The 26,600-nt window shown below is 49.4% G+C and carries 22 protein-coding genes, 1 tRNA gene, 2 rRNA genes and 1 riboswitch; of the genes, 22 read left to right on the forward strand and 3 right to left on the reverse strand.

Translation table 11 applies throughout. The features are described 5' to 3' along the window. The first annotated feature begins 191 nt into the window (after positions 1-191). From gspC to cysQ, 14 genes are all read left to right on the forward strand, one after another. Positions 192-1,079 carry a type II secretion system protein GspC gene (gene gspC / locus AACQ93_RS00670; protein ID WP_064601570.1) on the forward strand — a complete coding sequence of 296 codons (888 nt, stop codon included), beginning with the start codon at positions 192-194 and terminating at the stop codon, positions 1,077-1,079. A 29-nt stretch (positions 1,080-1,108) separates the two neighbouring features. Next, positions 1,109-3,118: a type II secretion system secretin GspD gene (gene gspD / locus AACQ93_RS00675; protein WP_064601571.1), complete on the forward strand. Its 2,010-nt coding sequence runs from the start codon at positions 1,109-1,111 to the stop codon at positions 3,116-3,118. Between the two features lie 2 nt (positions 3,119-3,120). Beyond that, positions 3,121-4,623: a type II secretion system ATPase GspE gene (gene gspE, locus AACQ93_RS00680; protein ID WP_064601572.1), complete on the forward strand. Its 1,503-nt coding sequence runs from the start codon at positions 3,121-3,123 to the stop codon at positions 4,621-4,623. A 3-nt stretch (positions 4,624-4,626) separates the two neighbouring features. Beyond that, complete coding sequence (gene gspF, locus AACQ93_RS00685; protein ID WP_064601573.1) at positions 4,627-5,847, forward strand: type II secretion system inner membrane protein GspF; 1,221 nt, start codon at positions 4,627-4,629, stop codon at positions 5,845-5,847. Between the two features lie 25 nt (positions 5,848-5,872). Next, positions 5,873-6,307, forward strand: a complete 435-nt coding sequence (gspG, locus tag AACQ93_RS00690; protein ID WP_007471116.1) for a type II secretion system major pseudopilin GspG — start codon at positions 5,873-5,875, stop codon at positions 6,305-6,307. A 52-nt stretch (positions 6,308-6,359) separates the two neighbouring features. Beyond that, positions 6,360-6,953 (forward strand): type II secretion system minor pseudopilin GspH, encoded by a 594-nt coding sequence (gspH, locus tag AACQ93_RS00695; RefSeq protein WP_064601574.1) that lies wholly within the window; start codon positions 6,360-6,362, stop codon positions 6,951-6,953. Next, positions 6,950-7,312: a type II secretion system minor pseudopilin GspI gene (gspI, locus tag AACQ93_RS00700; protein ID WP_064606432.1), complete on the forward strand. Its 363-nt coding sequence runs from the start codon at positions 6,950-6,952 to the stop codon at positions 7,310-7,312. The genes gspH and gspI overlap by 4 nt, the downstream gene beginning before the upstream one ends. Then, complete coding sequence (gene gspJ, locus AACQ93_RS00705; protein WP_064601575.1) at positions 7,299-7,973, forward strand: type II secretion system minor pseudopilin GspJ; 675 nt, start codon at positions 7,299-7,301, stop codon at positions 7,971-7,973. The genes gspI and gspJ overlap by 14 nt, the downstream gene beginning before the upstream one ends. After that, the gene (gene gspK / locus AACQ93_RS00710; protein ID WP_064601576.1) at positions 7,970-8,980 is read left to right on the forward strand and encodes a type II secretion system minor pseudopilin GspK; all 1,011 of its coding nucleotides are present in this window, start codon (positions 7,970-7,972) and stop codon (positions 8,978-8,980) included. The genes gspJ and gspK overlap by 4 nt, the downstream gene beginning before the upstream one ends. After that, positions 8,949-10,205 (forward strand): type II secretion system protein GspL, encoded by a 1,257-nt coding sequence (gene gspL, locus AACQ93_RS00715; RefSeq protein WP_232323260.1) that lies wholly within the window; start codon positions 8,949-8,951, stop codon positions 10,203-10,205. Before gspK ends, gspL begins: the two co-directional genes overlap by 32 nt. After that, positions 10,202-10,678, forward strand: a complete 477-nt coding sequence (locus AACQ93_RS00720) for a type II secretion system protein M (RefSeq protein WP_064601578.1) — start codon at positions 10,202-10,204, stop codon at positions 10,676-10,678. Before gspL ends, AACQ93_RS00720 begins: the two co-directional genes overlap by 4 nt. Positions 10,679-10,680: 2 nt before the next feature. After that, complete coding sequence (locus AACQ93_RS00725) at positions 10,681-11,439, forward strand: type II secretion system protein N (RefSeq protein WP_064601579.1); 759 nt, start codon at positions 10,681-10,683, stop codon at positions 11,437-11,439. Between the two features lie 159 nt (positions 11,440-11,598). Continuing rightward, positions 11,599-12,150: an ADP compounds hydrolase NudE gene (gene nudE / locus AACQ93_RS00730; protein WP_007471131.1), complete on the forward strand. Its 552-nt coding sequence runs from the start codon at positions 11,599-11,601 to the stop codon at positions 12,148-12,150. A gap of 9 nt (positions 12,151-12,159) precedes the next feature. Further along, positions 12,160-12,993, forward strand: a complete 834-nt coding sequence (cysQ, locus tag AACQ93_RS00735; RefSeq protein ID WP_064601580.1) for a 3'(2'),5'-bisphosphate nucleotidase CysQ — start codon at positions 12,160-12,162, stop codon at positions 12,991-12,993. 54 nt (positions 12,994-13,047) lie between these two features. Here the strand turns inward: cysQ and sthA are convergent, their stop codons facing one another. Then, entirely contained in the window at positions 13,048-14,463 is a 1,416-nt protein-coding gene (gene sthA, locus AACQ93_RS00740) for a Si-specific NAD(P)(+) transhydrogenase (RefSeq protein WP_064601581.1), read from the reverse strand. Between the two features lie 325 nt (positions 14,464-14,788). On the opposite strand from sthA, the gene fabR reads away from it, so the two are divergent. Together fabR and AACQ93_RS00750 are read left to right on the forward strand one after the other, a co-directional pair. Further along, positions 14,789-15,421, forward strand: a complete 633-nt coding sequence (gene fabR, locus AACQ93_RS00745; protein WP_007471138.1) for an HTH-type transcriptional repressor FabR — start codon at positions 14,789-14,791, stop codon at positions 15,419-15,421. Positions 15,422-15,445: 24 nt separating this feature from the next. After that, entirely contained in the window at positions 15,446-15,820 is a 375-nt protein-coding gene (locus tag AACQ93_RS00750; RefSeq protein ID WP_064601582.1) for a YijD family membrane protein, read from the forward strand. 60 nt (positions 15,821-15,880) lie between these two features. Here the strand turns inward: AACQ93_RS00750 and trmA are convergent, their stop codons facing one another. Continuing rightward, entirely contained in the window at positions 15,881-16,987 is a 1,107-nt protein-coding gene (trmA, locus tag AACQ93_RS00755) for a tRNA (uridine(54)-C5)-methyltransferase TrmA (RefSeq protein ID WP_064601583.1), read from the reverse strand. A 148-nt stretch (positions 16,988-17,135) separates the two neighbouring features. Beyond that, a riboswitch (cobalamin riboswitch) is annotated at positions 17,136-17,361 on the forward strand. 40 nt (positions 17,362-17,401) lie between these two features. On the opposite strand from trmA, the gene AACQ93_RS00760 reads away from it, so the two are divergent. The 3 genes from AACQ93_RS00760 (at position 17,402) to murI (ending at position 20,822) form a co-directional block, all read left to right on the forward strand. Then, on the forward strand, positions 17,402-19,225 hold the full coding sequence (locus AACQ93_RS00760) for a TonB-dependent receptor domain-containing protein (RefSeq protein WP_064601584.1): 1,824 nt from the start codon (positions 17,402-17,404) through the stop codon (positions 19,223-19,225). A 53-nt stretch (positions 19,226-19,278) separates the two neighbouring features. After that, positions 19,279-19,959, forward strand: a complete 681-nt coding sequence (locus AACQ93_RS00765; RefSeq protein ID WP_064601585.1) for a Dph6-related ATP pyrophosphatase — start codon at positions 19,279-19,281, stop codon at positions 19,957-19,959. 71 nt (positions 19,960-20,030) lie between these two features. Next, positions 20,031-20,822: a glutamate racemase gene (gene murI, locus AACQ93_RS00770; protein ID WP_064601586.1), complete on the forward strand. Its 792-nt coding sequence runs from the start codon at positions 20,031-20,033 to the stop codon at positions 20,820-20,822. Here the strand turns inward: murI and AACQ93_RS00775 are convergent. After that, on the reverse strand, positions 20,791-21,237 hold the full coding sequence (locus AACQ93_RS00775) for an RNA recognition motif domain-containing protein (protein WP_064601587.1): 447 nt from the start codon (positions 21,235-21,237) through the stop codon (positions 20,791-20,793). The two genes, murI and AACQ93_RS00775, sit on opposite strands and share 32 nt — an antisense overlap. A gap of 460 nt (positions 21,238-21,697) precedes the next feature. Here AACQ93_RS00775 and AACQ93_RS00780 point away from each other — a divergent pair. The 3 genes from AACQ93_RS00780 (at position 21,698) to AACQ93_RS00790 (ending at position 26,546) form a co-directional block, all read left to right on the forward strand. Next, positions 21,698-23,249, forward strand: a 16S ribosomal RNA gene (locus tag AACQ93_RS00780). Between the two features lie 91 nt (positions 23,250-23,340). Next, positions 23,341-23,416: transfer RNA gene (locus AACQ93_RS00785), tRNA-Glu, on the forward strand. A 242-nt stretch (positions 23,417-23,658) separates the two neighbouring features. Then, positions 23,659-26,546 (forward strand): 23S ribosomal RNA (locus AACQ93_RS00790). Together the 16S and 23S rRNA genes with 1 tRNA gene alongside form the textbook arrangement of a ribosomal RNA operon. Positions 26,547-26,600: the final 54 nt, after the last annotated feature.

A 26,600-nucleotide genomic window follows, 5' to 3' on the forward strand; every position in this document is an offset into this window, starting at 1 on the left:
AGGGAACATATTTGCTCCATAATGTCTTATTGTATTGATAGTAGATATGTTTTTTACGTGATCTGTTTTGGTATATTTCATCTTTTATAAGTAAAAGACTGCCGTTATTTTTTACTAACAGGTATTCTTATCAGATCCGGCATCCAAGCCGCCGTATCTAGACTACATCCACAAGATTAATGGATTTTAAAATGGTTGCAGCAAAATGGTTGGGCCTGCTTCAGACTAAGCGCCCGATGTCAGTCACCGCACTCACCCGTATGATGACCTGGTTGCTGGTGGTGATGCTGGCATGGATCCTGGGACGCCTTATCTGGTCTGTTGTCCAGCCGGCGGCAGCTCCGTCTTCATGGCAGGCGAAGCAGGTTTCTGTTTCCACATCGAACCGATCAGGTTTTCAGGTGTCCGATGTTTTGGATATGAACCTTTTCGGTCGCTATCAGCAGAATGCACCCGTCGTTAAAAAAGAACCGGTGAAGCAAGATGCACCGGTTACGCGTCTTAATCTCACTTTGGTTGGTGTGGTAGCAAGTTCCTCGCCACAAAGCAGCCTTGCGGTAATTACCCACCGCGGTAAACAGAATACTTATGGTATCAACGAGACGATTGAAGGTACGCGTGCCACCTTGCAGGCGGTGTTTGTTGACCGGGTTATTATCCGAAATCAGGGTCGTGACGAAACTCTGATGTTGGATGGCGAGGAATTTAAAAAGAGCCGCAAATTTACCCCGTTACCGCCGATTAAAGAGGTAAAAAGGCCGACAGCCTCTTCGGATCTGAGCCGTATTAAGCAGGAGATCCTGGAAAAGCCTCAGTCTCTGTTCAGTTATATTCGTTTGTCTCAGGTTAAGCGGGACGGCAAATTAGTGGGATACCGGGTTAATCCGGGCAAGGAGCGCGCCTTATTTGATTCGGTCGGGCTTAAGGCTAATGATTTGGCTGTCAGCCTGAACGGCAACGACCTGACGGATCCGACTGTCATGGCTAAGTTATGGACAGAATTGTCACAGGCTACAGACTTTACCCTGACGGTAGAGCGGGAAGGCCAGTTACACGATATTTATATTGAGTTGCGCTAGTTACACGCGAGAGAACGCAGGAGTTTTTTGTGAAAAAATGGATGGGTAAAAGTGCCCTGTGGTTGGTCGGGACTCTGCTGTGCAGTTCTGCAATGGCAAATGACTTCAGTGCCAGCTTCAAAGGAACCGATATTCAGGAATTCATTAATATTGTAGGGCGCAATCTGCAGAAAACGATTATCGTTGATCCTGCTGTCCGCGGTCAGGTCAATGTTCGTAGTTATGATTTGCTGAATGATGAACAGTATTACCAGTTCTTCCTGAATGTACTGGAAGTTTATGGTTTTGCTGTCGTAGAAATGGATAACGGTGTGCTGAAGGTTATTCGTGATAAAGATGCGAAGATTTCAGCTATCCCGGTTGTGGGTGCGAAAGACCCAATCAAGGGCGATGAAGTTGTAACCCGTGTGATTGCGGTGCGTAATGTATCGGTTCGTGAGCTGTCGCCACTGTTGCGCCAGCTTAACGACAATGCCGGTGCAGGTAACGTTGTTCATTATGATCCGGCGAATATTATCATGATCACCGGCCGTGCTGCGGTGGTTAATCGTCTGGCAGAAATCATTGAACGTGTTGACCGTGCCGGTGACAAAGAGATTGATGTTGTAGAGCTGAACAATGCCTCTGCGGCGGAAATGGTTCGTATTGTTGAGGCTCTGAATAAGACTTCAGATGCGAAATCTCGCCCGCCTTTCCTGCAGCCGAAGCTAGTTGCTGATGAGCGTACCAATTCTGTATTGCTTTCGGGTGACCCGAAAGTTCGCAACCGTTTGAAGCGTCTTATCCGTCAGTTAGATAAGGAAATGGCGACCTCGGGTAACAACCGAGTCATTTACCTTAAATATGCCAATGCCGAAGAAATGGTTGATGTCCTGAAAGGGGTGTCTGAAAACCTGCAGGCTGAAAAGCAAGGCAGCAAATCATCCTCTTCTAAGAAGAACGAGGTGATGATTTCGGCTCACGTTGATACCAACTCCCTGATCCTGACTGCGCCGCCGGATATTATGCGAGCGCTGGAAAATATTATTTCCCAGCTGGATATCCGCCGAGCCCAGGTACTGATCGAAGCGATGATTGTTGAAATGACCGAAGGTGACGGTGCTCAGTTCGGTGTTCAGTGGGGTTCACTGGATGCCGGTGTGGTTCAGTTCAGCAACTCAGGTATACCAATCAGTAAATACGCCATTGGATTAGAAGATGCTCAGGAGAAAACAAGAACCGAGCAACGTCTTGATTCAAATGGTAACCCTGTTGATGTGGAAATAACCGAGAGTGGCGACTTTACTACTCTTGGTAATGTTCTTGGTGGGGTGAATGGTGCCGCATTAGGTATTGTGATGGGCGATTGGACGGCACTGGTGAATGCTGTGGCAACTGATCGTAATTCCAACATTCTGTCATCGCCAAGCATTACCGTGATGGATAATGGTGAGGCTTCGTTCATCGTTGGCCAGGAAGTACCAGTCGTTACTGGTTCAACTTCAAGCTCGAATAATGACAACCCATTCCAGACTGTTGAGCGTAAGGAAGTGGGTATTAAGCTTAATGTCACCCCGCAAATTAACGAAGGTGATTCGGTTCAGCTGAAAATTGAGCAGGAAGTATCTAATGTACTGGGTGCAGAAGGTGCGGTGGATGTCCGTTTTTCCAAGCGTCAGCTTACAACCTCGGTTCTGGTTCAAGATAAACAGATGATTGTCCTGGGCGGCCTGATTTCTGAGGAAGTGAATGAGAATGAACAGAAGATCCCGATTTTGGGCGATATCCCGATTCTTGGCCATCTGTTCAAGTCGACAACGACCAGCAAAGGTAAAACCAACCTGATGGTGTTCATCAAACCGACGATTATTCGCGATGGTATGACTGCCGATGGTATTACTCAGCGCAAGTATAACTATATTCGTGCTGAGCAGCTGTATAGGGCTGACCAAGGTCTGCGCCTGATGCCGGATGCTGAGTTGCCGATTCTTCCTAAATATGGCGATGATATTTCTCTGCCGGCAGAAGTTCGTGCCTTTGTTGCTCAGCTGGAGAAATAATTATGGAAGCAGATAACCAGGCCGGTGAAATCCTGTCCCTGTTTCGTCTGCCTTTCTCGTTTGCTAGGCGTCACCGGGTGGTACTGGAGCAGGCAGAGCAAGGTTTGACACTGTTCTTTACCTGTCCGCTGAATGCGGCCGTCCTGGCGGAAGTCCGCCGGGCTTCCGGTGGGGCATTTGTTCCTCAGGAGCTGGCAGAAAAAGAGTTCGAGCTTAAGCTGACGGAAGTGTATCAGCGTGATTCGTCCGAAGCGCGTCAGCTGATGGAGGATTTGGGTTCAGACAGCGATGATTTCTTCTCGCTGGCCGAAGACCTGCCGGAATCGGAAGACTTGCTTGAGTCAGAAGACGATGCGCCAATTATCAAGCTGATTAATGCCATGCTGGCCGAAGCGATTAAAGAGGCTGCATCGGATATCCACATTGAAACCTTCGAAAAATCACTGTCGATCCGTTTCCGGGTTGATGGTGTATTGCGTGAAGTGTTGCAGCCGAACCGCAAGTTGGCACCGTTACTGGTGTCACGTATCAAGGTTATGGCAAGGCTGGATATTGCGGAGAAACGCGTTCCGCAGGATGGTCGTATTTCCCTGCGTATCGGTGGCCGCGCGGTCGATGTGCGTGTGTCGACTATGCCGTCATCACACGGTGAGCGTGTGGTACTGCGTCTGCTTGATAAGAACGCGACCCGCCTTGACCTGCACAGCTTGGGTATGACTGATACTAACCATGAGAGCTTCAGGCATATCATCGAGCGCCCTCACGGTATCATTCTGGTGACCGGTCCGACTGGTTCCGGTAAGTCGACCACACTGTATGCTGGTTTGCAGGAGCTGAACGGTAAGGAACGTAATATCCTGACGGTGGAAGACCCGATTGAATTCGATATCGACGGTATCGGCCAGACTCAGGTGAACTCTAAGGTAGACATGACTTTTGCCCGTGGTCTTCGCGCGATTCTGCGTCAGGACCCGGATGTGGTGATGGTTGGTGAGATCCGTGACCTTGAAACCGCCTCGATTGCGGTTCAGGCATCCCTGACTGGTCACATGGTATTGTCTACCCTGCACACCAATACCGCGGTGGGTGCGATTACTCGTCTGCGAGATATGGGTATAGAACCGTTTCTGGTGTCTTCATCCCTGTTGGGCGTACTGGCTCAGCGTCTGGTCCGTACTTTATGTAAACACTGTCGAGAACCATATGAAGCGTCAACTGAGCAGAAACGTTTGTTTGGTTTGCCTGCTGATGCGCCGCTGACTTTGTATAGGGCTAAAGGCTGTGAAGAATGTAACAACAAGGGCTACCGTGGTCGAACCGGTATCCATGAGCTGTTACTGGTAGATGAAAAGGTTCAGGAGCTGATCCACGCAGAAGTGGGTGAACTGGCTATCGAGAAAGCAATTCGTGACCATACTCCGAGCATCCGTGATGATGGCTTGGCGAAAGCCAAAGCCGGTATTACGACCCTTGAGGAAGTAATGCGGGTAACCAAGGAGGGCTGATAAATGGCGGCGTTTGAATATAAAGCTCTCGATGCCAAAGGGCGGCAGAAGAAAGGGGTACTTGAAGGGGATAATGCCCGTCAGGTACGTCAGCAACTGCGCGAGCAGGGGATGATTCCGGTTGAAGTGGTTCAGACTCGTGAGCGTGAGCAGAAGCGGGCTTCTGCCGGTTTCAGCCTGCGTCGAGGGATCAGTACCACAGAGCTGTCACTGATCACCCGTCAGTTGGCAACTCTGGTTCAGGCTTCAATGCCGCTGGAAGAGTGCCTTAAGGCGGTCGCTGAGCAGTGTGAGAAGCCGCGACTGAAGCAAATGTTGCTGGCTGTTCGCTCCCGGGTGGTTGAGGGTTATACCCTTTCAGACAGCATGGCCGAATATCCGCATATCTTTGATCAGCTGTTTCGTGCCATGGTGGCGGCCGGTGAAAAATCCGGTCACCTTGATACCGTGCTTAACCGTCTGGCGGATTACACCGAAAACCGCCAGCAGATGCGCAGCAAACTGCAGCAGGCAATGATTTACCCGACCATGCTGACTCTGGTTGCCGTGGGTGTGGTGTCGTTTCTGCTTGCGACCGTGGTGCCGAAGATTGTCGATCAGTTTGTCCAGATGGGACAGCAGCTACCGACGATTACCGAAGTGCTGCTGGTTGCCAGTGATTTTGTTCAGAACTGGGGGCTGGCGGTTGTGTTAGCCATTGCGGTGCTGATTCTGTTGCTGAAAGCGGCACTGAGAAAGCCGGACTTTCGCATGCGCTGGGATCGCTGGATTATGGGATTGCCGGTGATTGGCAAAGTGGCCCGTGGCCTGAGTACCTCGCGTTTTGCTCGTACCCTTTCGATCTGTACTTCCAGTGCCATCCCCTTGCTGGAAGGGATGAAAGTCGCATCAGATGTGATGACCAACACCTGGGTGAACAAACAGGTGCTTGAAGCTGCGGATAAGGTACGGGAAGGCGCCAGTCTTCGGGTATCCCTTGAGCAGACCAAATTATTCCCGCCGATGATGCTGCATATGATCGCCAGTGGTGAGCGTAGTGGCGAACTCGAGCAGATGTTAACCCGGGCCGCTGATAACCAGGACCGTGATTTCGAGTCGCTGGTAAATATGGCTCTGGGTATTTTCGAACCTTTGTTAATTGTCGCGATGGCTGGCATCGTCATGTTTATCGTGGTGGCCACCCTGATGCCGATTATTGCTCTTAACAACATGGTCGGTATGTAGTTTTTTTCCTTTGGAGGTTTTTTCAATGCAACGCAAACAACGCGGCTTTACGCTGCTGGAAGTAATGGTAGTGATCGTGATCCTGGGGGTGCTGGCCAGCCTAGTTGTGCCAAACCTGCTGGGTAACAAGGAAAAAGCGGATCAACAGAAAGTCGTTACTGACATCAGTGCTCTGGAGCAGGCACTGGATATGTACAAGCTGGACAACAGCGTGTATCCGAGCACAGACCAGGGTCTGGATGCACTTGTCACCAAACCTTCAGCAAGCCCTGAACCTCGCAACTACCAAGATGGCGGCTACATCAAGCGTCTGCCAAAAGACCCTTGGGGTTACGAGTATAACTATGTGATGCCGGGCGAGCATGGCGCAGTAGATATCTTCAGCCTGGGTGCTGACGGTCAGGAAGGTGGTGACGGCGTGAATGCTGACATCGGTAACTGGAATATGCATGACCGATAACAGTGGCAGGCGGCCCTGAAGGTCGCCTTTCATTGCCAGAGGCTGAAATAAGATGAAGAAGCGTGCAGCGGGTTTTACCCTGATAGAAATTTTGCTGGTGTTGGTGTTGCTTGCAACCAGTGCAGTGGCCGTCATTGTGATGCTGCCTGAAAGTAAGGATGACACAGCGAAAGAAGAAGCTGCACGTTTTCACCATCTGGTTCAGCTACTGGGAGAAGATGCCCTGTTAAATGGCATTGATTACGGTGTGCGGGTTGAACGCCACCGTTACCAGTTTCTTCAGCTAACCGGTAAAGATTGGCAGCCGATCAAAGAATCCCGCTTCTTTACCGAAGTGGATATGGACGAAGAAATCAGCCTGCGGGTTGAGATTGGCGGTTACTCCTGGCAGGACAAAGACCGTCTGTTCAAACCGGGTTCGCTGTTTAATGAAGACCTGTTTGCTGAACAAACTGATAAGAAAAAAATCAAACCGCCGCAGGTTGTCGTGATGGCCAGCGGTGAATACACCCCGTTTACCCTTGAATTTGAAATTGACGGGGAAAATGAATTTTGGCGGGTCCAGGCTGATGAGATTGGTCAGCTGTACCTGCTTGCTCCCGGTGAGACCATCGAGAGCCAGAAACAACAAAGGGATGCGCGATGAAAAAAAACAATCGCGGGATGACCTTGCTTGAAGTGCTGGTCGCTCTGGCAGTATTTGCTACCGCGGCCCTGAGTGTGATGAAAGCAGTCAGTCAGCACTTAAATACCCTTGGCTACCTGGAAGAGAAAACTTTTGCAGCCATGGTGGCCGATAACGAACTGACCAAGATGCGCTTGTCCGGGCAGATCCCGAGTTCGGAAAAACGAGGGAAGTCAGAGCTGGCTGGTCGTGAATGGTACTGGTCCATCAAAAGTACCAAGACCGCCGATGGTTATTTGCGGGCGCTGGATGTGACTGTGGCAAAAGATCAGGATCGAAAACAGTCGGTAGTGACACTGAGAACTTATGTTGAAAATTAACCGACAGAACAGCCGGAAAAAAATGGTACGTGGTCGCCAGGGCGGCTTTACCCTGTTGGAAGTACTGGTGGCAATAGCTGTTTTTTCTATGCTGAGTGTATCGGCCTATCAGGTGATGAATGGTGTACAGCGCAGTGATCAGATATCACGCGAACACAATGACCGATTGCAGGAAATTCAGCGGGCGATGGTGATGATGGACAATGACTTCCGTCAGATCGTTGCCAGGAAAAACCGCTCCCAGGGGGAAGATCCCTCGGACAAGTTATTGCTCAGCAGTGAATACCTGATGGACTCCGCCAGTATGGGGATCATTTTTACCCGTACCGGCTGGCAAAACCCGCAGCAGATGTTCCCTCGCGGAGAAAACGTTCGGGTCGGTTATCGGATCGTTGATGATACGCTTGAGAGGGTGTGGTTCCGTTATCCGGATACCGTTGTTGGCACAGATGCGCTGGTTCGCCCAGTTCTTTCTGAGGTAACCAAGCTGTCTTTCCGTTTCTACAGTAAGAAGAAGTGGCAGGAAACCTGGAATCAGGGCGGGGCACTGCCGGAGGGCATCATGGTGAAGATGACCCTCGAAGATTATGGTGACATTGAACGGGTGTACATGTTGCCGGCCTCTGCCCTTGAGACGAAGAAGAAGCAGGGGGATAGCTGATGAAAAAGCAGCATGGTGTCGCCCTGATTGTGGTTCTGATGTTGCTGGCTTTGATGACATTGCTGGCGGCACAGATGACAGAACGAATGCAGCTTAATTTCTACCGGGTTGAAAATCAGCTCCAGAACCAACAGGCGTACTGGTACGCACTGGGAATGGAGGAACTGGGCAAAGTGGCAATCCGGCAGGGTGTTGATGATAGTGATACGGTTAACCTGAGTCAGGCCTGGGCGACAGAAGGCCAGCGCTATCCGCTGGATGGTGGCGAGGCTATTGGTGACATCGTTGACCGTCAGGCTTGCTTTAACCTTAATGCACTGTCCGGAGTTAAGCCTCAAGCCGACAGTACCAAAAAGCCGTTTTTAGTGCGCTACCTGCAGGCGATTCTGGAGGAAAACGGGATCGACAGTTATGAAGCCGAAGTGGTCGCTGACTCGACCTGGGAATATATAGATTCCGCGGAAGGTGTGAACTCTGCGTTCGGTGCGGGTGACAGTACTTATGAAGGCTTTCAGCCGCCGTACTTACCGCCACGGGATTGGATGGCAGATGTTAGTGAATTACGTGCGGTTAATGGCGTAACTGCGCAGATTTATAACAAGGTTAAACCGCTGCTTTGTGCGATACCGACAACAGATATGAAGCTGAATGTGAATACAATCCGTGAGAATCAGGCGGCATTGTTGGTTGGTTTGTTTACTCCTGAATTATCTTTGTCGGATGCACAGAAGCTGATTGCTGATCGTCCGTATGATGGCTGGCAGAATGTTCAGGATTTTCTGGCTGTCAGTCCGCTTAATGGCCTCAGTGCAGATATTAAAAAACAGGCAGAATCGCATTTAGGTATAACAAGCGATTATTTTCAGTTGGATACAGAGATCATGGTCGACAGATCCAGGGTCAGATTAGTGGCCTTACTTAAACGTGATGGTCAAGACAAGGTGACGGTTGTTCGTCGCCGTTATGGAGGAATCAGTGAGCGAGTTTCTGACGATAAGGCTAAGTAGCCGGCCGGATGAGCCGGTGCAATGGCTGGTCTGGTCGCCACAGCAAAAAGAAGTGATTGCATCGGGCCAGCTGGCCGGGCTTTCACATTTAGAAGAATTGGCCGAGTATGCGGCGCAGCGTCCGGTATATGCACTGATCCCTGCTGGTGAACTGTTATTGACCCAGGTGGAGATCCCGGCCGGTTCCGGTCGCCAACTGGCGACGGTATTGCCTTATTTGCTGGAAGAAGAGCTGGCACAGGATGTCGATGCATTGCATGTTCACCTGCTGAAGCGGGAAGGCAACACAGCTCATGTGGCGGTGGTTGAGCACAGTAAGGTTAGGGTGATGCTGGCGGCGTTTAAAGATGCTGGCATTGAAGTGAAAAAGCTTATTCCGGACTGTTTGTGTCTGCCGCTGTTCAGCGACAGTTATACTGCGGCCGAGCTGGAAGGGCAGTGGCTGATCCGCCAGTCTGAATCGCAGGGTGTAGGTGCTGAGGCCTCATGGCTTGGTGCCTGGCTGTCGGCGCAGCAAGTGCCGGTGACGCCTGAAGATGAAAGCGAAGAAGACGCTGATGCTGAAGATCAGGGTGCTCCGAAAGAGCTGTTGATCCGCCACTATACGCCGGCACCAAAATCTGTGCCGGGTAAGTGGCAGGCTGAAACACCTGAGCTGGTGATGCAGTTGCTGGCATTGGGTGCAGATGAGAGTAAGTCAAACCTGTTATCCGGTCCTTACAAACCACAGTCTGCCTGGCGCAAACATATCAAGCCGTGGCGAAAAGTGGCGATTGCAGCAGGCTTGATGCTGGTGGCGGTAGTGGCTGAACACGTAGTGTCCGTTCAGCGAATGGAGAATCAGGCTCAGGCTTATAAAGCTGAGAGTGAGCGTATTTTCCGCCAGATCCTGCCTCAGTTCAGGCGTATTCCATCTCAGAGCTACCTTAAACGCCAGGTAAACAGTGAGCTTACCCGCTTGGGTGGTGCCGGAAATGAGCAAGGGTTGCTGCCTTGGCTGGCTGAACTGGGGCCGGCTTTAAGCAAGGTTTCTCAGCTGTCGGTTCAGAACCTGAAATACGATCAGAACCGATCGGAGTTGCGTTTCCAGGCCAGCTCAACGGAATTCCAGCACTTTGAGCAGTTGCGCTCTTTGTTGTCGGATAAGTTTGAAGTCCAGCAAGGACAACTGAACAAAGAAGGTAATCAGGTTACCGGTGCTGTGGTGCTAAGGAGAAAATCATGAAAGCGTGGTGGAAGGCCTTAAGTGCCCGCGAGCAGCGGTTAGTTCTGGGGGGCGGGATTGCCCTGCTGGTTGCTGTGCTTTACTGGGGCCTGTGGCAGCCATTGGAGAATCGTGCGGAAACCGCTGAAAACCGCCTGCGGAACGAACGCCAGATGCTGACCTGGATTAGTGCCAAAGCCGATGAAATTACGACGTTACGCAGGCAGTCCGGTTCAACCGCTTCTGTCAGCAATAAAGGTCTGAACCAGGTGGTAAACGAGACAACCCGCCAGTTCCGGATTGAATTGATCCGGATGCAACCGCGCAGTGAGGCGGTACAGGTTTGGGTGAAGCCTTTACCTTTCAATACATTGGTTAACTGGCTGGCCTTTCTCAAAAAGGAGCATGGTATTGATGCCCAGTTCCTTGATGTATCAAAAGCGGATGCTGCCGGTATGGTAGAGGTGAACCGTCTACAGCTGGGCCGAGGATAGTAGTGAAGTATAAGATAGGATTAGGCGTCTCTTTTGGCGCCGTATTGGTAGCCAGCTTAGTTGCTCACATTCCGGCAAACTGGGTTTGGCAGCAGGTTCCGCCTGTTCGCGGATTAAAAGTCTCAGGAATGAGTGGTACTCCTTGGCTGGGTTCCGCTTCCCGGGTTGAATGGCAGGGCCAGAATTATGGTCGCCTGCAATGGGACATGCGTATCGGCTCCTTGCTGACTGGCAAAGCGGCGTTTGACGTGCGTTTTGGTCAGGGAAGTGACATGAGCCTCAATGGCCGTGGGGTGATTGGATACGGCTCTGCAGGTCCGTTTGCTGAAAAACTGTTGGTGTCGATGCCGGCGCAGCAGGTTATGAAATATGCCCGAGTAGCGGTTCCGGCAACGGTTGCCGGCAGCTTGGAACTGACATTACGTGATTACCAGTATCAGTCACCTTATTGTTCTGTTCTTGACGGCTCACTGGTCTGGAGTGCTGGAAGTGTTAGTTCGCCATTGGGTGAATTAAAACCCGGACCGGTTATTGCCGATCTGAAGTGCGATCAGGGTAAAGTGGTTGCGGCTGTGAATCAGGACTCGAAAGCTGTATCGAGTGAATGGCAGGCTGAGTTGGCAAAAAATCAGAGCTATAGCCTGAATGGCTGGTTCAAACCTGGGGCTGAGTTCCCGCCACAGTTGGGTAAACAGCTGAAGTGGCTAGGTAACCCAGATCCGAAAGGGCGCTACAAGATTAACTACAGTGGCCGTCTCTAATAGTTGAGTTGTTCAGTCAACTTAACGCTTTCCCTATAATTTACTTTATTTCACTCGGCTATTGCCCTTAAATAGCTACTACCCGTATCGGATGGCCGCCTGCTTGGCAGAAGCGGCTTTCCGTTAGCGGGTGCTTCAATGGTGATACAGGATAACGGCATGGCTCTGGATAAGAACAAACCTGAAATTCTGGCAACGGAAGTGGTTGCCCAGTCTCGACTCTTCAAAATCGAATCCCTTGATTTACGTTTTTCCAATGGTGAAGAGCGAACTTACGAGCGAATGAAGCCAAGTGGCCGTCATGCCGTGCTGGTGGTGCCAGTGACAGAAGATGGTGATTTGCTGTTGATTCGTGAATATTCTGCCGGTACAGAGCGTTATGAATTAGGCTTCCCGAAAGGCCTGATCGATCATGGTGAGTCAGCGGCAGAAGCGGCAGACCGTGAGCTGAAGGAAGAAATCGGCTTTGGAGCCCGTAACCTGCAGCCACTGAAAGAAGTTGTTCTGGCACCTTCATATTTCTCCAGTAAGATGACATTGTTCCTTGCCAGCGACCTGTATCCAGAGCGTTTAGAAGGTGATGAACCTGAACCGCTGGAAGTAGTGCGCTGGCCGGTTAACCAGGCAGAAGAGTTGGTTCATCACCTTGATTTTGCCGAAGCCAGAAGTATCACTGCACTTTTCCTCGCATTAAAACAACTATCACAATAGGAGCGAGTTATGGACTTATCGAACCTGTTGCCTTCCGTTATTGATATAGCCCGTGCGTCTGGGCAGGTGATCCTTGATATCTACCAGCGCGGTCAGTTTGAAAAGATGGTGAAAACTGATAACACTCCGGTGACCAGCGCTGATTTAGCCGCGCATAAACTGGTCATGGAGAAGCTGACAGAACTGACGCCGGATATTCCGGTGCTGTCGGAAGAAGATTCTGCGATCCCGCTGTCTGAGCGCAGCCAGTGGCAGCGATACTGGCTGGTGGATCCGCTGGACGGAACTCAGGAATTCATTGCCGGTAGTGGTGACTTTGCCACTATTATCGCTTTGGTGGAAAATCATCGTCCGATCATGGGCGTGGTTTATGCGCCGGTATCCGGAGTCTCTTATTATGCCTGCCAGGGAAAAGGTGCCTGGAAAATAACGCCTGAAGGTGAAACGGTAAGGATCTCAACCCATAAGCATGAGTTGCCAACTCAGTCGATTGCGGTGGCGATCAGCCGTCGCCAGGATATCAGTGCGATTACCGGCAGGCTCGATCCGTCATTGAATTATGATTTGGTTCCATTGGGTTCTGCTGCTTTGAAGTCTTGCTTAGTGGCAGAAGGTACGGTGGATTGTTATCTGCGCCTTGGCCCGACCGGGGAGTGGGATACTGCTGCGACTCAATGTATTGTCGAAGAAGCTGGTGGCAGGATTCTTAATACGCATTTGACGCCGCTCTCTTACAATGAGCGTCATACGCTGGAAAATCCGAACTTTATTACGCTGGGTGATGAAAGCCTGCCTTGGTCGTCAATCCTGACACCAGACAATCGGATGATGGACGCCAATTAATCCTCACTGAATAAATAAACGGAGCACAAGCTCCGTTTTTTATGTTTGAAGGAATTAAAACAATCGATTCAGGCCATTAAGGGCGGCTACCCGGTAGGCTTCAGCCATAGTCGGATAGTTGAATGTGGTATTGACGAAATAGTCGATGGTATTGCCTTCGCCTTTCTGCTCCATGATTGCCTGGCCGATGTGGATGATCTCCGCAGCACGTTCACCGAAACAATGGATCCCGAGGATCTCTTTGGTTTCGCGGTGGAAGAGGATCTTCAGGCTACCGACTTCGGTTCCGGCAATCTGCGCCCGGGCCAGATGCTTGAACTGAGAGCGGCCGACTTCATAAGGCACTTTTTCCGCTGTCAGTTCCTGCTCGGTTTTACCGACTGAGCTGATTTCCGGAATGGTATAGATACCGGTCGGGATATGATCAATAAGCTGGCTTTGCGCGGCTCCGTTGGCGATAGCCTGAGCGACAAACCGCCCCTGATCGTAAGCGGCACTGGCCAGGCTGGGGTAACCAATCACATCACCGACAGCATAGATGTGCTCGACCTCGGTCCGGTAATTTGGGTTTACCTTGAGTTGACCGCGTGAGTCCGGTGTCAGGCCGACTTTATCCAGGTTTAGCCGATCGGTATTGCCTGTCCGACCATTGGCGTATAGCAGGCAGTCTGCCCGCATCTTTTTGCCCGACTGCAAGTGAAGGATCACCCCGTCTTTCGTGCCTTCAATTTTCTCGTAGATCTCGCCGTTGCGGATCATCGCCCCGCTGTTCCACAAGTGATAGGACAGTGAGTCTGAAATTTCGTTATCGAGGAATTCTAGCAGTCGATCCCGGGTGTTGATTAAATCGACTTTAACCCCGAGCCCGCGGAAAATTGACGCATATTCGCAGCCGATCACCCCGGCTCCGTAAATGATGATATGGCGCGGGTCGTGTTTCAGCCGGAGAATGGAATCACTGTCATAGATCCGTGAATGGCGGAAATCGACATCATTCGGCTGGTAGGGACGTGAGCCAGTAGCAATGACAAATTTGTCAGCGCTGTAAGTGTCGAGGCTGCCGTCAGGGGCTGTGACTCTGATGGTGTGGCTGTCGGTAAAACTGGCTTCGCCGAAAATAATCGTACACTGGTTACGGTCGTAAAATCCTTGGCGCATGCGGGTCTGTTTGTTCACGACATCCTGTGCATGGCCGAGGATCTGGCTGAAAGTACTGTGCAGGGTGGAGTTGTTTTTGCAATAAAGTGGGTTTTGGTTGAACTCAATGATTCGGCTGACCGCATGACGCAATGCTTTGGAGGGAATGGTTCCCCAATGGGTACACCCGCCGCCGACACTGTCTTCCCGTTCGATAATCGCGACATTGAATCCGGCTTTGGTTAGTCCCATTGCCGCACCTTCCCCTCCCGGGCCACTGCCGATGACGATGGCATCAAAGTGCTGAACACTCTTTTTTGTAGACTTGGTCATGGTTTCTGCCTTTTTATCATCCCTGCAACATTGCTGTTGCTATAGTTTAACTTCTTGTCGTCAGGGTTAGAATTAGCGATTGGTCATAGGGAGTGAGCGATCACGTTGTTAATGATAAAAATCGTTAGAATAACGAGTAAGCTGTCAGTAAAGCGACATTCTGTCAGTTTGTGAGCCGATAGTTAAAAGTAATAATTACGGCTTTGATTCAGCTCAGATCAGGAATTAGTATGGTTTGATCGTCATATAAATGACGAATCACGCTGAAGTGGTAAGTAAAAGCGCGTATAGTTGCGAAAAAAGTTTACAGAGAAACAATAGGTTCATGGGTATCAGGGCTCAGCAAAAAGAAAAAACCCGTCGTTCATTAATCGATGCTGCATTTAATCAGCTGAGTGCGGAACGTAGCTTTTCCAGTCTTAGTTTGCGTGAAGTGGCGCGGGAAGCTGGTATTGCACCGACGTCTTTTTACCGTCATTTTAAAGATATGGATGAGCTGGGTCTGACTATGGTTGATGAAGGCGGCTTGATCCTTCGTCAGCTGATGCGTCAGGCACGTCAACGCATTGCTAAAGAGGGCAGTGTGATCCGTACCTCTGTAGAAACATTTATGGAATTTATTGAAAGTAGCCCGAACGTCTTCAGGTTGCTTTTGCGCGAACGTTCCGGTACTTCCCCCGCGTTTCGTGCGGCTGTTGCCCGGGAAATCCAGCATTTTGTGGCGGAGTTGACCGAGTATTTAGTAGCCAAAACCGGCGTGACCCATGATGAAGCCTATACTCAGGCTGAAGCATCGGTCACTCTGGTCTTCAGTTCCGGTGCTGAGGCGTTGGATCTGGACAGTCATGCGCGTGCCGAGCATGCCGAACGACTGATCATGCAATTGCGAATGATTGCAAAGGGTGCCTATTGGTATCGCAAAGAGCGTGAGCGCCGAGAGCTCAGGCAGAAACTCTAACTTTATTTTGTTGGTGAAAAGGATATGAACAAGGAACAAGTAAAAGCTGAGCGTAAAACGCTGGTCCTATCATTATTGGCAGGTCTGTGTGGTAATGCGACTTTGGCTGTATTCACATCGAGCGCTGTTTCGTTTTCAGTTTTCCCTGTTATCGCATTTGGTCTGGCAGTGTACTGCCTGTACCAGGAATACCTGAACAAACCTATGGCTGAAGGCACTCCTGCTATTGCATTTGCCTGCTTCCTGGTTGGTGCATTTGGATATTCGGCCTTCTTACGTGCCCAAACCCCGGATATGGGCTCTAACTTCCTGCCGCTGATTATTGCGCTGGGTTTGCTGTTCTGGGTTGTTTACAAGCTGGGTATCATGAACTCGAAATCAAAATCTGCGGATGCTTAATCATAAGCAGATGTAAAAAAGGCGCCATTGGCGCCTTTTTTTGTGCTCGAATCCTGCGGATTACTTACGTTCAAGCAGTACGCCCGCTTCCATGTGGTGGGTATATGGGAACTGATCGAATAGGGCAAAACGGGTCACACGGTGAGTCTCGCCCAGGATATCCAGGTTCTCTTTCAGTGTTTCAGGGTTGCATGAGATGTACATGATTCGGTCATAAGCCTGAACCATGCGGCAGGTGCCTTCATCCATACCTGAGCGTGGCGGATCGACAAAAATCGTATTGCAGTTGTAGCTCTTCAGATCAATCCCCTGATCTTTCAGGCGGCGGAACTCACGCTTACCTTCCATTGCATCAGTAAAGTCTTCGGCAGACATACGGATGATTTGGACATTGTCGATCTCATTGACTGCAATGTTGTATTGCGCCGAATCAACAGATGGTTTTGCCAGTTCGGTTGCCAGTACACGTTCGAAGTTTTGTGCCAGCGCCAGCGAGAAGTTACCGTTACCACAGTAAAGTTCCAGCAGGTCGCCTTCGCTATCGCGAGTACAGTCAACAGCCCATTCCAACATCTTCTGGGCAACTTCACCGTTTGGTTGGGTAAAGCTGTTCTCTACCTGCTTGTAAGTCAGGGTACGGTCGTAAACGTTCAGTTTTTCAATTACGAAATCCTGATCTAGTACGATTTTCTGCTTACGGGCACGGCCAATGAAGTTCAGGTTGAAGCCTTCATCGTTCAGGCGCTGTTTCAGAGCTTTTGCTTCTGTCACCCACTCTTCGTCCAGTTGGCGGTGGTACAGCATAGAAACCAGGATCTCACCGCTCAGTGTTGACAGGAAATCAACCTGGAACAGTTTGTGGCGTAGTGCTTTAACAGGCTTCAGTGCATCAACCAGTAGTGGCATCAGGTCGTTGATCAGACGGCTGGCTGCCGGGAACTGATCGACGCGGTATTTCTCACGCGTTTCCTGATTGAACATGATGTAGTAAAGGTCATCACCTTCGTGCCAAACGCGGAATTCAGCACGCATACGGTAATGCTCAGCAGGTGAGGCGAACACCTCAAGTTCAGGGGTTTCAAAGTCTGCAAAGATCTTTTGAATACGCTCTGCTTTTTCATCCAGCTGTGACTGGTAATCAGCTGGATTAATTGCGGTGGATGCCATTTCGTGTGCCTCAAACTGCTCAAATTAAGAGCGCAGATTTTATTGCATTGGTCACTGATGTCCAGTGTTGTGCCGGATAAAAGTGTAGCTGGCAGTGATTATTAATATGCAATCGACAACAAAGCTAGACAATCACTGCAATGCTAATTAGCATTCTTCTTGCGCTGGTTAACCTGTAATCAGGTGAGGGAACACGGTGGAACTCCGTGACTGACGCGCAGCGGTGATAGAGAACGAAAGCACATGGACGAAAGTTCCGAACACTGCTTCTTCCGGCTGTGCAATGCAGCAAACAGAAGTGGGAAGTTGTTGCCTTAGGTGGTTATTTAACCTTGCTCTTAAGTCCGAAGACCGACCAGTGTAGCAAGCAGGAGTGCTGCTTTGTTATAAACGCGACTTAAGGTATCAAAATAAATGAAAAGAACGCTGTTAGCAGTGGCGTTGGCGCCGCTGTGTTTCCAATCTAATGCTTTTGCAGCAGAAGCCACACCCGATGAAGTGATGGTCGTGACGGCCAACCGATTTGAACAGCCGATTAAAAATGTTATTGCGCCTGTCTCGGTTGTTACGAAAGAAGAAATTGACGCAATTCAGGCTAAATCATTAGTTGAAGTTTTACGTCGTTTGCCTGGGGTTCAGGTAGCTAACCAAGGTGGGCCAGGGCAGAATGCAGAGTTATATATACGAGGAACATCTTCAAAACATGTACTTGTTTTGATGAATGGAGTACGAATCGGTAGTGCAACGTTAGGGTATGCCAACTTTACTGCTATTCCTCTATCTGGAGTAGAACAAATTGAGTTTGTTCGTGGCCCAAGGGCTGCTGTTTATGGTTCAGATGCTGTAAGTGGTGTGATTAACATTATTACGACTTACCAGGGTAATGATGGCATTGCATTGGATGCTGGTGTTGGTAGTGATAATTACTATAGTTCTGGTGTAAGTGCTGCTGGTAGTAATGAAAATGGCTTATGGGGCAAAATTGCTGCGACGTATGAAACCAGTGATGGATATGATGTTCAGCCGACAAGTTCGAACCCATTAGACAAAGATGACGATGGTTATCGAAATAAGTATTTTGTAACTGATGCTGGTAAGCAGTTAAATGAGAATTGGGTGATAAAGCTTAACGGTTATTACCAAGATAAATACACTGAGTTTGATAACCCGTGGTCAGGTGTAGATAAAAGTAAGAGTGATTTGTATAACGTTGCAGGGACTATTCAGTTTCAAAGTGACGAACTGTCTTCAGCTTTTACTTTGTCAAACAATCAGGATGAAGCTGAGTCATATGGTCAGGGTAAAATACCTGGGACTATTGAAACACAACGAACAACGGTTACCTGGGCAAACTTTTACCAGTTGAATAGTCATATCCAAATTGGTGGAGGGCTGGATTGGTCCACTGAGGAGGTGACGAATAGCTCAGCCCAATATACCGAGACTCAGCGTGATAATACTGCAGCCTACCTCTTGGCGCTTTATGATAATGATACATTTCAGCTTGAAGGTAATGTGCGTCATGATGATCATGACGCTTATGGTGGAGAAACGACTTGGCAAGTTGGTGCCGGATGGTCGTTTATAGAGAATATTCGAGTGACCACTTCGATGGGCACTGCATTTAAGGCGCCAACGTTTAATGAATTGTATTGGCCATTAGAGTGTTCATCATGGGGATGTTACTCTGGAAATCCAGACTTGAAACCTGAAGAGTCCAAAAACTATGAAGTGGCTTTAGAAGGCGAGTATAGTCTTATTGGTTGGCGTATTGCTGTTTATCAGAACAACATTGACAACCTTATATCATCAAATGGCACCACGAACGTTAATGTGGGCGAAGCTGAAATTAAAGGTTTAGAGTTAACAGCAAACTTTGTAACTGGAGCTCTGTATCATGACCTATCTATGGATTTTCTAGATGCAGAAGATAAAGATACGGGTAATGAGTTGCAACGACGAGCAAAAGAAAGTGGAAAATGGAATATTTCTTACTTACTCGATCAGTGGCAATTTGATTTGAGTTACCTATATCAAGGTAAGCGCTACAATGATGCTGCGAATACTAAGAAACTAAATTCATACTCCCTGTTTGATTTTGCGGCTAGCTATTATGTAACAGATGCACTTACTGTTCGTGGACGAGTTGCTAACCTGTTTGATAAGGACTACGAGACTGTCAGTGATTACCAAGCTCCTGAACGTAGTTACTTCATGACAATCAATTATCAGTTCTAGAGATTTAATAAAATTAAAGCCACCGATGGGTGGCTTTCTTAATCATCATAGCTATGAAACCACTAAAAACCATTGTCAGCTGGTCTTCAGGCAAAGACTCTACCCTGACGCTGATTAAACTTCTTAATGATCCCCGTTACGAGATCGTGGGCCTCTATACCACATACCTGAAAGACGAAGTGCCGTTTCAGGCTACACCACTTGATGTTGTCAAAGAACAGGCTCGGTTAGCCGGATTACCTTTAATTACTATTCCATTGCCTGAAGTTTTCCCGCCGAATGAGGTTTATCAGTCATTAGTCGTGAATGGCTTGAGAGACAGCAAGGTGGTCTTTGATGCTGTCGCGTTTGGTGACATGTTTTGTAATGGTATTGCAGATTATCGTCGAAGCTATATTGAACCTGCAGGTTGGCAGTGTGTCTTTCCATTGTTAGGTCGTGATAGTCGTGTCTTGGCAAAGGAGATCATTGATTGTGGTATCAGGACATTAGTTACCACAGTTGATACCAGTCAGTTAGATGGTCGTTATTGTGGTCATTGGTACACAGAAGACTTTTTAGTCGGACTTCCCGAGGGAATCGATCCATGTGGAGAAGATGGTGAATTCCATACACTGGTTATAGAAGCCCCTTGTTTTTCAGGGAAACTGCAACTCAAGCTTCAAGGCATCGAACGGCAGGATCGTTTTCACTATCAGAGATACCAACTGATGAATTCAGCATTTGCTGGTTAGCATCATTTTTTATCTGATGAAGATCGCAGTATGATGAGCGCCCTGAGAGTTAATTTTGTATGTGGTGAAGAGTGAAACGGGTACTCATTTTTGATTCTGGTGTTGGTGGCTTATCTGTTTACCAGGAAATTTATGCCCAGTTACCCAATGTACAATATGTGTATGCATTCGATGATGCCGCCTTTCCTTATGGCGAGCTGCCTGAAGCAGAATTAATTACCCGAACGATGCATATCGTTTCGCTCTTAGTTGAACGTCATAATATTGACCTAGTGGTGATTGCCTGCAATACGGCAAGCACTATTGTCCTACCAACACTCCGTTCTCGATTAACGATTCCCATTGTCGGTGTTGTTCCTGCGATAAAGCCCGCTGCATTGCTCAGTGAGCGCAAAGCAATTGGACTATTGGCTACACCGGCTACCGTAAAGCGTGAATACACCGATCAGCTTGTCAGTCAGTTTGCCAGTGATTGCGATGTTCATCGTATCGGCTCCACTCGTCTTGTTGAAATGGCTGAAGCGAAGTTGCGCGGAATCGCTGTCCCGATGAAAGAACTGTCAGAAATTCTTTCTCCTTGGCAGGATAAGATTGACAGCATTGTATTAGGTTGTACTCACTTCCCTCTTATTAAGGGGGAAATTGCGGATGCGTTTGGCGCACCGGTGAACATAATTGATTCGGGGCTGGCAATTGCGAATCGTGTAAAAGCGTTACTGGGAGAAATAGAAGTGCGACGAGTGGATAGTGTGGTGAACTTTACATACAACAGCGCCGCGGTAAATCATCACGCGGCGCTGAATCAAAGTTTAAAAGAAATGAAGCTAGAGGCTATTCAATCTCTGAACTATCCGAAGCTTTAGGTTCGTTAGCTTCTCTCACTTTCAAAGTGCGTTGACCATATTCTTTATTGTTGAGTTGGCTGATGGCGTTATCAGCATCATTGCTGTTCATAACAACAAAACCAAACCCTCGTCTTTTACCTGTGCGCTTGTCTTTCATCAGGCGTACAGCAAACACTTCGCCGTGATCGGCAAATAGTTTCTTCACATCGCTTTCATTCGCCCGGTAGGGCAGGTTACCAACATAAAGGGTTTTACTACTCTGAGATGAATCGACACTTAGGTTTGTCTTCTGTAAGTGGTCAACAGCGAAACCAGCCACGATTGCACCCAGAGCGAAACTGATACCCGGAGCTAAAGGGATAAAGGAAAATAGTAAGGCCCCGATAATGGCAATAGCGGCTATCGCTAACATAATTGGATTGGAAAATTTCATATTCAAAGCTACATCGTCATAAATAATTATAAGAAGAGAAGTTATTGCTTATTTTAACAACAGAGTCACATCGATATTACTTTCATTGACTTGCAATTGCTAGTTAGTGAATGTGACGATCCTCCAATGTTGAAATTAGAGGCGTTTCTCTCACATTAGCTGAAATAATCACCAAGCGGCTATTTTTTTTAAAAAAAGGGCTTGTCAGAGTGATCAAAGTCTCTATAATGCCGCCTCACCGACACGGAGTACGGCGACTTATATAAGTTAGCGACGTGTTCGGCAATGTTCTTTAATAATTTAACCATGCAATCTGTGTGGGCACTCGTGAAATGATTAGTCAAAAAGATTTATCAATGAACTGAGTGACCAATGCAAATACTAAGTTTACTTATTATTTGGCACAGTCAATTCGTTTCAACTTCGGTTGGAACAATCAGTATTCATTGAGCCAAAACTTGAATTGAAGAGTTTGATCATGGCTCAGATTGAACGCTGGCGGCAGGCCTAACACATGCAAGTCGAGCGGCAGCGACATAATAGAAGCTTCGGTGGAAATTATGGGCGGCGAGCGGCGGACGGGTGAGTAATGCCTGGGAATATGCCCTGATGTGGGGGATAACTATTGGAAACGATAGCTAATACCGCATAATCTCTTCGGAGCAAAGAGGGGGACCTTCGGGCCTCTCGCGTCAGGATTAGCCCAGGTGGGATTAGCTAGTTGGTGGGGTAACGGCTCACCAAGGCGACGATCCCTAGCTGGTCTGAGAGGATGATCAGCCACACTGGAACTGAGACACGGTCCAGACTCCTACGGGAGGCAGCAGTGGGGAATATTGCACAATGGGGGAAACCCTGATGCAGCCATGCCGCGTGTATGAAGAAGGCCTTCGGGTTGTAAAGTACTTTCAGCAGTGAGGAAGGGGTGTACGTTAATAGCGTGCATCTTTGACGTTAGCTGCAGAAGAAGCACCGGCTAACTCCGTGCCAGCAGCCGCGGTAATACGGAGGGTGCGAGCGTTAATCGGAATTACTGGGCGTAAAGCGCATGCAGGCGGTCTGTTAAGCAAGATGTGAAAGCCCGGGGCTTAACCTCGGAACAGCATTTTGAACTGGCAGGCTAGAGTCTTGTAGAGGGGGGTAGAATTTCAGGTGTAGCGGTGAAATGCGTAGAGATCTGAAGGAATACCGGTGGCGAAGGCGGCCCCCTGGACAAAGACTGACGCTCAGATGCGAAAGCGTGGGGAGCAAACAGGATTAGATACCCTGGTAGTCCACGCCGTAAACGATGTCTACTTGGAGGTTGGGACCTTGAGTTCTGGCTTTCGGAGCTAACGCGTTAAGTAGACCGCCTGGGGAGTACGGTCGCAAGATTAAAACTCAAATGAATTGACGGGGGCCCGCACAAGCGGTGGAGCATGTGGTTTAATTCGATGCAACGCGAAGAACCTTACCTACTCTTGACATCCACGGAATCCTTTAGAGATAGAGGAGTGCCTTCGGGAACCGTGAGACAGGTGCTGCATGGCTGTCGTCAGCTCGTGTTGTGAAATGTTGGGTTAAGTCCCGCAACGAGCGCAACCCTTATCCTTGTTTGCCAGCACTTCGGGTGGGAACTCCAGGGAGACTGCCGGTGATAAACCGGAGGAAGGTGGGGACGACGTCAAGTCATCATGGCCCTTACGAGTAGGGCTACACACGTGCTACAATGGCATATACAGAGGGCGGCCAACCAGCGATGGTGAGCGAATCCCAGAAAGTATGTCGTAGTCCGGATTGGAGTCTGCAACTCGACTCCATGAAGTCGGAATCGCTAGTAATCGTGGATCAGAATGCCACGGTGAATACGTTCCCGGGCCTTGTACACACCGCCCGTCACACCATGGGAGTGGGCTGCACCAGAAGTAGATAGCTTAACCTTCGGGAGGGCGTTTACCACGGTGTGGTTCATGACTGGGGTGAAGTCGTAACAAGGTAGCCCTAGGGGAACCTGGGGCTGGATCACCTCCTTAACGATAGACTGCTCATTTGATGCAGTGTCCACACAGATTGCCTGGTTAAAAAGTAAAGAACATGTTCAGGTACCCAAACCTGACACACTTAGTCCCATTCGTCTAGAGGCCTAGGACACCGCCCTTTCACGGCGGTAACAGGGGTTCGACTCCCCTATGGGACGCCACTCTTTAAGGTTTTTTCCTTAAGAAACTTTAAAAAGTGGTTCCTGATGGAAACACATGCTCTTTAACAATCTGGAAAGCTGACTAGTAATTCATAATTGAATTATTGTTTGTCGAAAGACAAACGAGTTCTCAAGCAATACACATTCAAGTGTCTTGTGTAAGAGTCCGGCAAAACTATTCCATCATTTACTCAGATGGAAAACCTTGGTTGTTTGCCATACGAAACCTCTTGGGGTTGTATGGTTAAGTGACTAAGCGTACACGGTGGATGCCTTGGCAGTCAGAGGCGATGAAGGACGTGCTAACCTGCGATAAGCCGAGAGGAGATGGTAAGAATCACTATACTCTCGGATTTCCGAATGGGGAAACCCACTTGCATAAGCAAGTATCACAACGTGAATACATAGCGTTGTGAGGCGAACCGGGGGAACTGAAACATCTAAGTACCCCGAGGAACAGAAATCAACCGAGATTCCGGCAGTAGCGGCGAGCGAAACCGGATTAGCCCTTAAGCTAGTCTTGCGTTAGGTGAACAAGCTGGAAAGCTTGGCGATACAGGGTGACAGCCCCGTAGCCGACGGCGCATAACGAGTGAAATCGAGTAGGACGGGACACGTGATATCCTGTCTGAACATGGGGGGACCATCCTCCAAGGCTAAATACTCCTGACTGACCGATAGTGAACCAGTACCGTGAGGGAAAGGCGAAAAGAACCCCTGTGAGGGGAGTGAAATAGAACCTGAAACCGTGTACGTACAAGCAGTAGGAGCCCTTCGGGGTGACTGCGTACCTTTTGTATAATGGGTCAGCGACTTAATTTCAGTAGCAAGGTTAACCGAATAGGGGAGCCGTAGGGAAACCGAGTCTTAACTGGGCGTGCAGTTGCTGGGATTAGACCCGAAACCAGGTGATCTAGCCATGGGCAGGTTGAAGGTGAGGTAACACTTACTGGAGGACCGAACCGACTAATGTTGAAAAATTAGCGGATGACTTGTGGCTAGGGGTGAAAGGCCAATCAAACCTGGAGATAGCTGGTTCTCCCCGAAAGCTATTTAGGTAGCGCCTCGGACGAATACTACTGGGGGTAGAGCACTGTTAAGGCTAGGGGGTCATCCCGACTTACCAACCCTTTGCAAACTCCGAATACCAGTAAGTACTATCCGGGAGACACACGGCGGGTGCTAACGTCCGTCGTGGAGAGGGAAACAACCCAGACCGCCAGCTAAGGTCCCAAAGTTATAGCTAAGTGGGAAACGATGTGGGAAGGCTCAGACAGCCAGGATGTTGGCTTAGAAGCAGCCATCATTTAAAGAAAGCGTAATAGCTCACTGGTCGAGTCGGCCTGCGCGGAAGATTTAACGGGGCTAAGCTATACACCGAAGCTGCGGCAATGCGCATTAGCGTATTGGGTAGGGGAGCGTTCTGTAAGCGGTTGAAGGTGAGTCGTAAGGCTTGCTGGACGTATCAGAAGTGCGAATGCTGACATGAGTAACGATAAAGGGGGTGAAAAACCTCCTCGCCGGAAGATCAAGGGTTCCTGTCCAACGTTAATCGGGGCAGGGTGAGTCGACCCCTAAGGCGAGGCCGAAAGGCGTAGTCGATGGGAAACGGGTTAATATTCCCGTACTTCTTACTATTGCGATGGGGGGACGGAGAAGGCTAGGTGGGCCAGGCGACGGTTGTCCTGGTTCAAGGGTGTAGGCTGTATTCTTAGGCAAATCCGGGAATACGTCAGGCTGAGACCCGATGTCGAGCTGCTACGGCAGTGAAGTCATTGATGCCATGCTTCCGGGAAAAGCCTCTAAGCTTCAGATAGTAAGGAATCGTACCCCAAACCGACACAGGTGATCAGGTAGAGAATACCAAGGCGCTTGAGAGAACTCGGGTGAAGGAACTAGGCAAAATGGTACCGTAACTTCGGGAGAAGGTACGCTGCTGGCGGTGAAGAGACTTGCTCTTGGAGCTGCCGGCAGTCGCAGATACCAGGTGGCTGCAACTGTTTATTAAAAACACAGCACTGTGCAAAATCGAAAGATGACGTATACGGTGTGACGCCTGCCCGGTGCCGGAAGGTTAATTGATGGGGTTAGACTTAGGTCGAAGCTCTTGATCGAAGCCCCGGTAAACGGCGGCCGTAACTATAACGGTCCTAAGGTAGCGAAATTCCTTGTCGGGTAAGTTCCGACCTGCACGAATGGCGTAATGATGGCCACGCTGTCTCCACCCGAGACTCAGTGAAATTGAAATCGCAGTGAAGATGCTGCGTCCCCGCGGCTAGACGGAAAGACCCCGTGAACCTTTACTACAGCTTGGCACTGAACATTGACCCTACATGTGTAGGATAGGTGGGAGGCTTCGAAGCAGGTACGCCAGTATCTGTGGAGCCGTCCTTGAAATACCACCCTTGTAGTGTTGATGTTCTAACTTGGCCCCGTTATCCGGGGTGAGGACAGTGCCTGGTGGGTAGTTTGACTGGGGCGGTCTCCTCCCAAAGCGTAACGGAGGAGCACGAAGGTGGGCTAATCACGGTCGGACATCGTGAGGTTAGTGCAATGGCATAAGCCCGCTTGACTGCGAGAATGACGGTTCGAGCAGGTGCGAAAGCAGGTCATAGTGATCCGGTGGTTCTGAATGGAAGGGCCATCGCTCAACGGATAAAAGGTACTCCGGGGATAACAGGCTGATACCGCCCAAGAGTTCATATCGACGGCGGTGTTTGGCACCTCGATGTCGGCTCATCACATCCTGGGGCTGAAGTCGGTCCCAAGGGTATGGCTGTTCGCCATTTAAAGTGGTACGCGAGCTGGGTTTAGAACGTCGTGAGACAGTTCGGTCCCTATCTGCCGTGGGCGCTGGATGATTGAGAGGGGCTGCTCCTAGTACGAGAGGACCGGAGTGGACGAACCGCTGGTGTTCGGGTTGTGTCGCCAGACGCATTGCCCGGTAGCTAAGTTCGGAATCGATAACCGCTGAAAGCATCTAAGCGGGAAGCGAGCCTCAAGATGAGTCATCCCTGATACTTTAAGTATCCTGAAGGGCTGTTCAAGACTAGAACGTTGATAGGCAGGGTGTGTAAGCGCTGTGAGGCGTTGAGCTAACCTGTACTAATTGCCCGTGAGGCTTAACCATACAACACCCAAGGGGTTTTATAGGACTCCATGAGCACTTGAATGTAGTGCGAGA

Source organism: Photobacterium sp. J15 (genome assembly GCF_963870815.1).
In the GTDB taxonomy this organism is placed as follows: domain Bacteria; phylum Pseudomonadota; class Gammaproteobacteria; order Enterobacterales; family Vibrionaceae; genus Photobacterium; species Photobacterium marinum.

Bases quoted from the DNA above. Each gene is read 5' to 3' on its own strand.
- gspC (WP_064601570.1), top strand. From the start codon at position 192: ATGGTTGCAGCAAAATGGTTGGGCCTGCTTCAGACTAAGCGCCCGATG.
- gspE (WP_064601572.1), top strand. From the start codon at position 3,121: ATGGAAGCAGATAACCAGGCCGGTGAAATCCTGTCCCTGTTTCGTCTG.
- gspF (WP_064601573.1), top strand. From the start codon at position 4,627: ATGGCGGCGTTTGAATATAAAGCTCTCGATGCCAAAGGGCGGCAGAAG.
- gspG (WP_007471116.1), top strand. From the start codon at position 5,873: ATGCAACGCAAACAACGCGGCTTTACGCTGCTGGAAGTAATGGTAGTG.
- gspH (WP_064601574.1), top strand. From the start codon at position 6,360: ATGAAGAAGCGTGCAGCGGGTTTTACCCTGATAGAAATTTTGCTGGTG.
- gspI (WP_064606432.1), top strand. From the start codon at position 6,950: ATGAAAAAAAACAATCGCGGGATGACCTTGCTTGAAGTGCTGGTCGCT.
- gspJ (WP_064601575.1), top strand. From the start codon at position 7,299: ATGTTGAAAATTAACCGACAGAACAGCCGGAAAAAAATGGTACGTGGT.
- AACQ93_RS00720 (WP_064601578.1), top strand. From the start codon at position 10,202: ATGAAAGCGTGGTGGAAGGCCTTAAGTGCCCGCGAGCAGCGGTTAGTT.
- nudE (WP_007471131.1), top strand. From the start codon at position 11,599: ATGGCTCTGGATAAGAACAAACCTGAAATTCTGGCAACGGAAGTGGTT.
- cysQ (WP_064601580.1), top strand. From the start codon at position 12,160: ATGGACTTATCGAACCTGTTGCCTTCCGTTATTGATATAGCCCGTGCG.
- sthA (WP_064601581.1), bottom strand. From the start codon at position 14,463: ATGACCAAGTCTACAAAAAAGAGTGTTCAGCACTTTGATGCCATCGTC.
- fabR (WP_007471138.1), top strand. From the start codon at position 14,789: ATGGGTATCAGGGCTCAGCAAAAAGAAAAAACCCGTCGTTCATTAATC.
- AACQ93_RS00750 (WP_064601582.1), top strand. From the start codon at position 15,446: ATGAACAAGGAACAAGTAAAAGCTGAGCGTAAAACGCTGGTCCTATCA.
- trmA (WP_064601583.1), bottom strand. From the start codon at position 16,987: ATGGCATCCACCGCAATTAATCCAGCTGATTACCAGTCACAGCTGGAT.
- AACQ93_RS00760 (WP_064601584.1), top strand. From the start codon at position 17,402: ATGAAAAGAACGCTGTTAGCAGTGGCGTTGGCGCCGCTGTGTTTCCAA.
- AACQ93_RS00765 (WP_064601585.1), top strand. From the start codon at position 19,279: ATGAAACCACTAAAAACCATTGTCAGCTGGTCTTCAGGCAAAGACTCT.
- AACQ93_RS00775 (WP_064601587.1), bottom strand. From the start codon at position 21,237: ATGAAATTTTCCAATCCAATTATGTTAGCGATAGCCGCTATTGCCATT.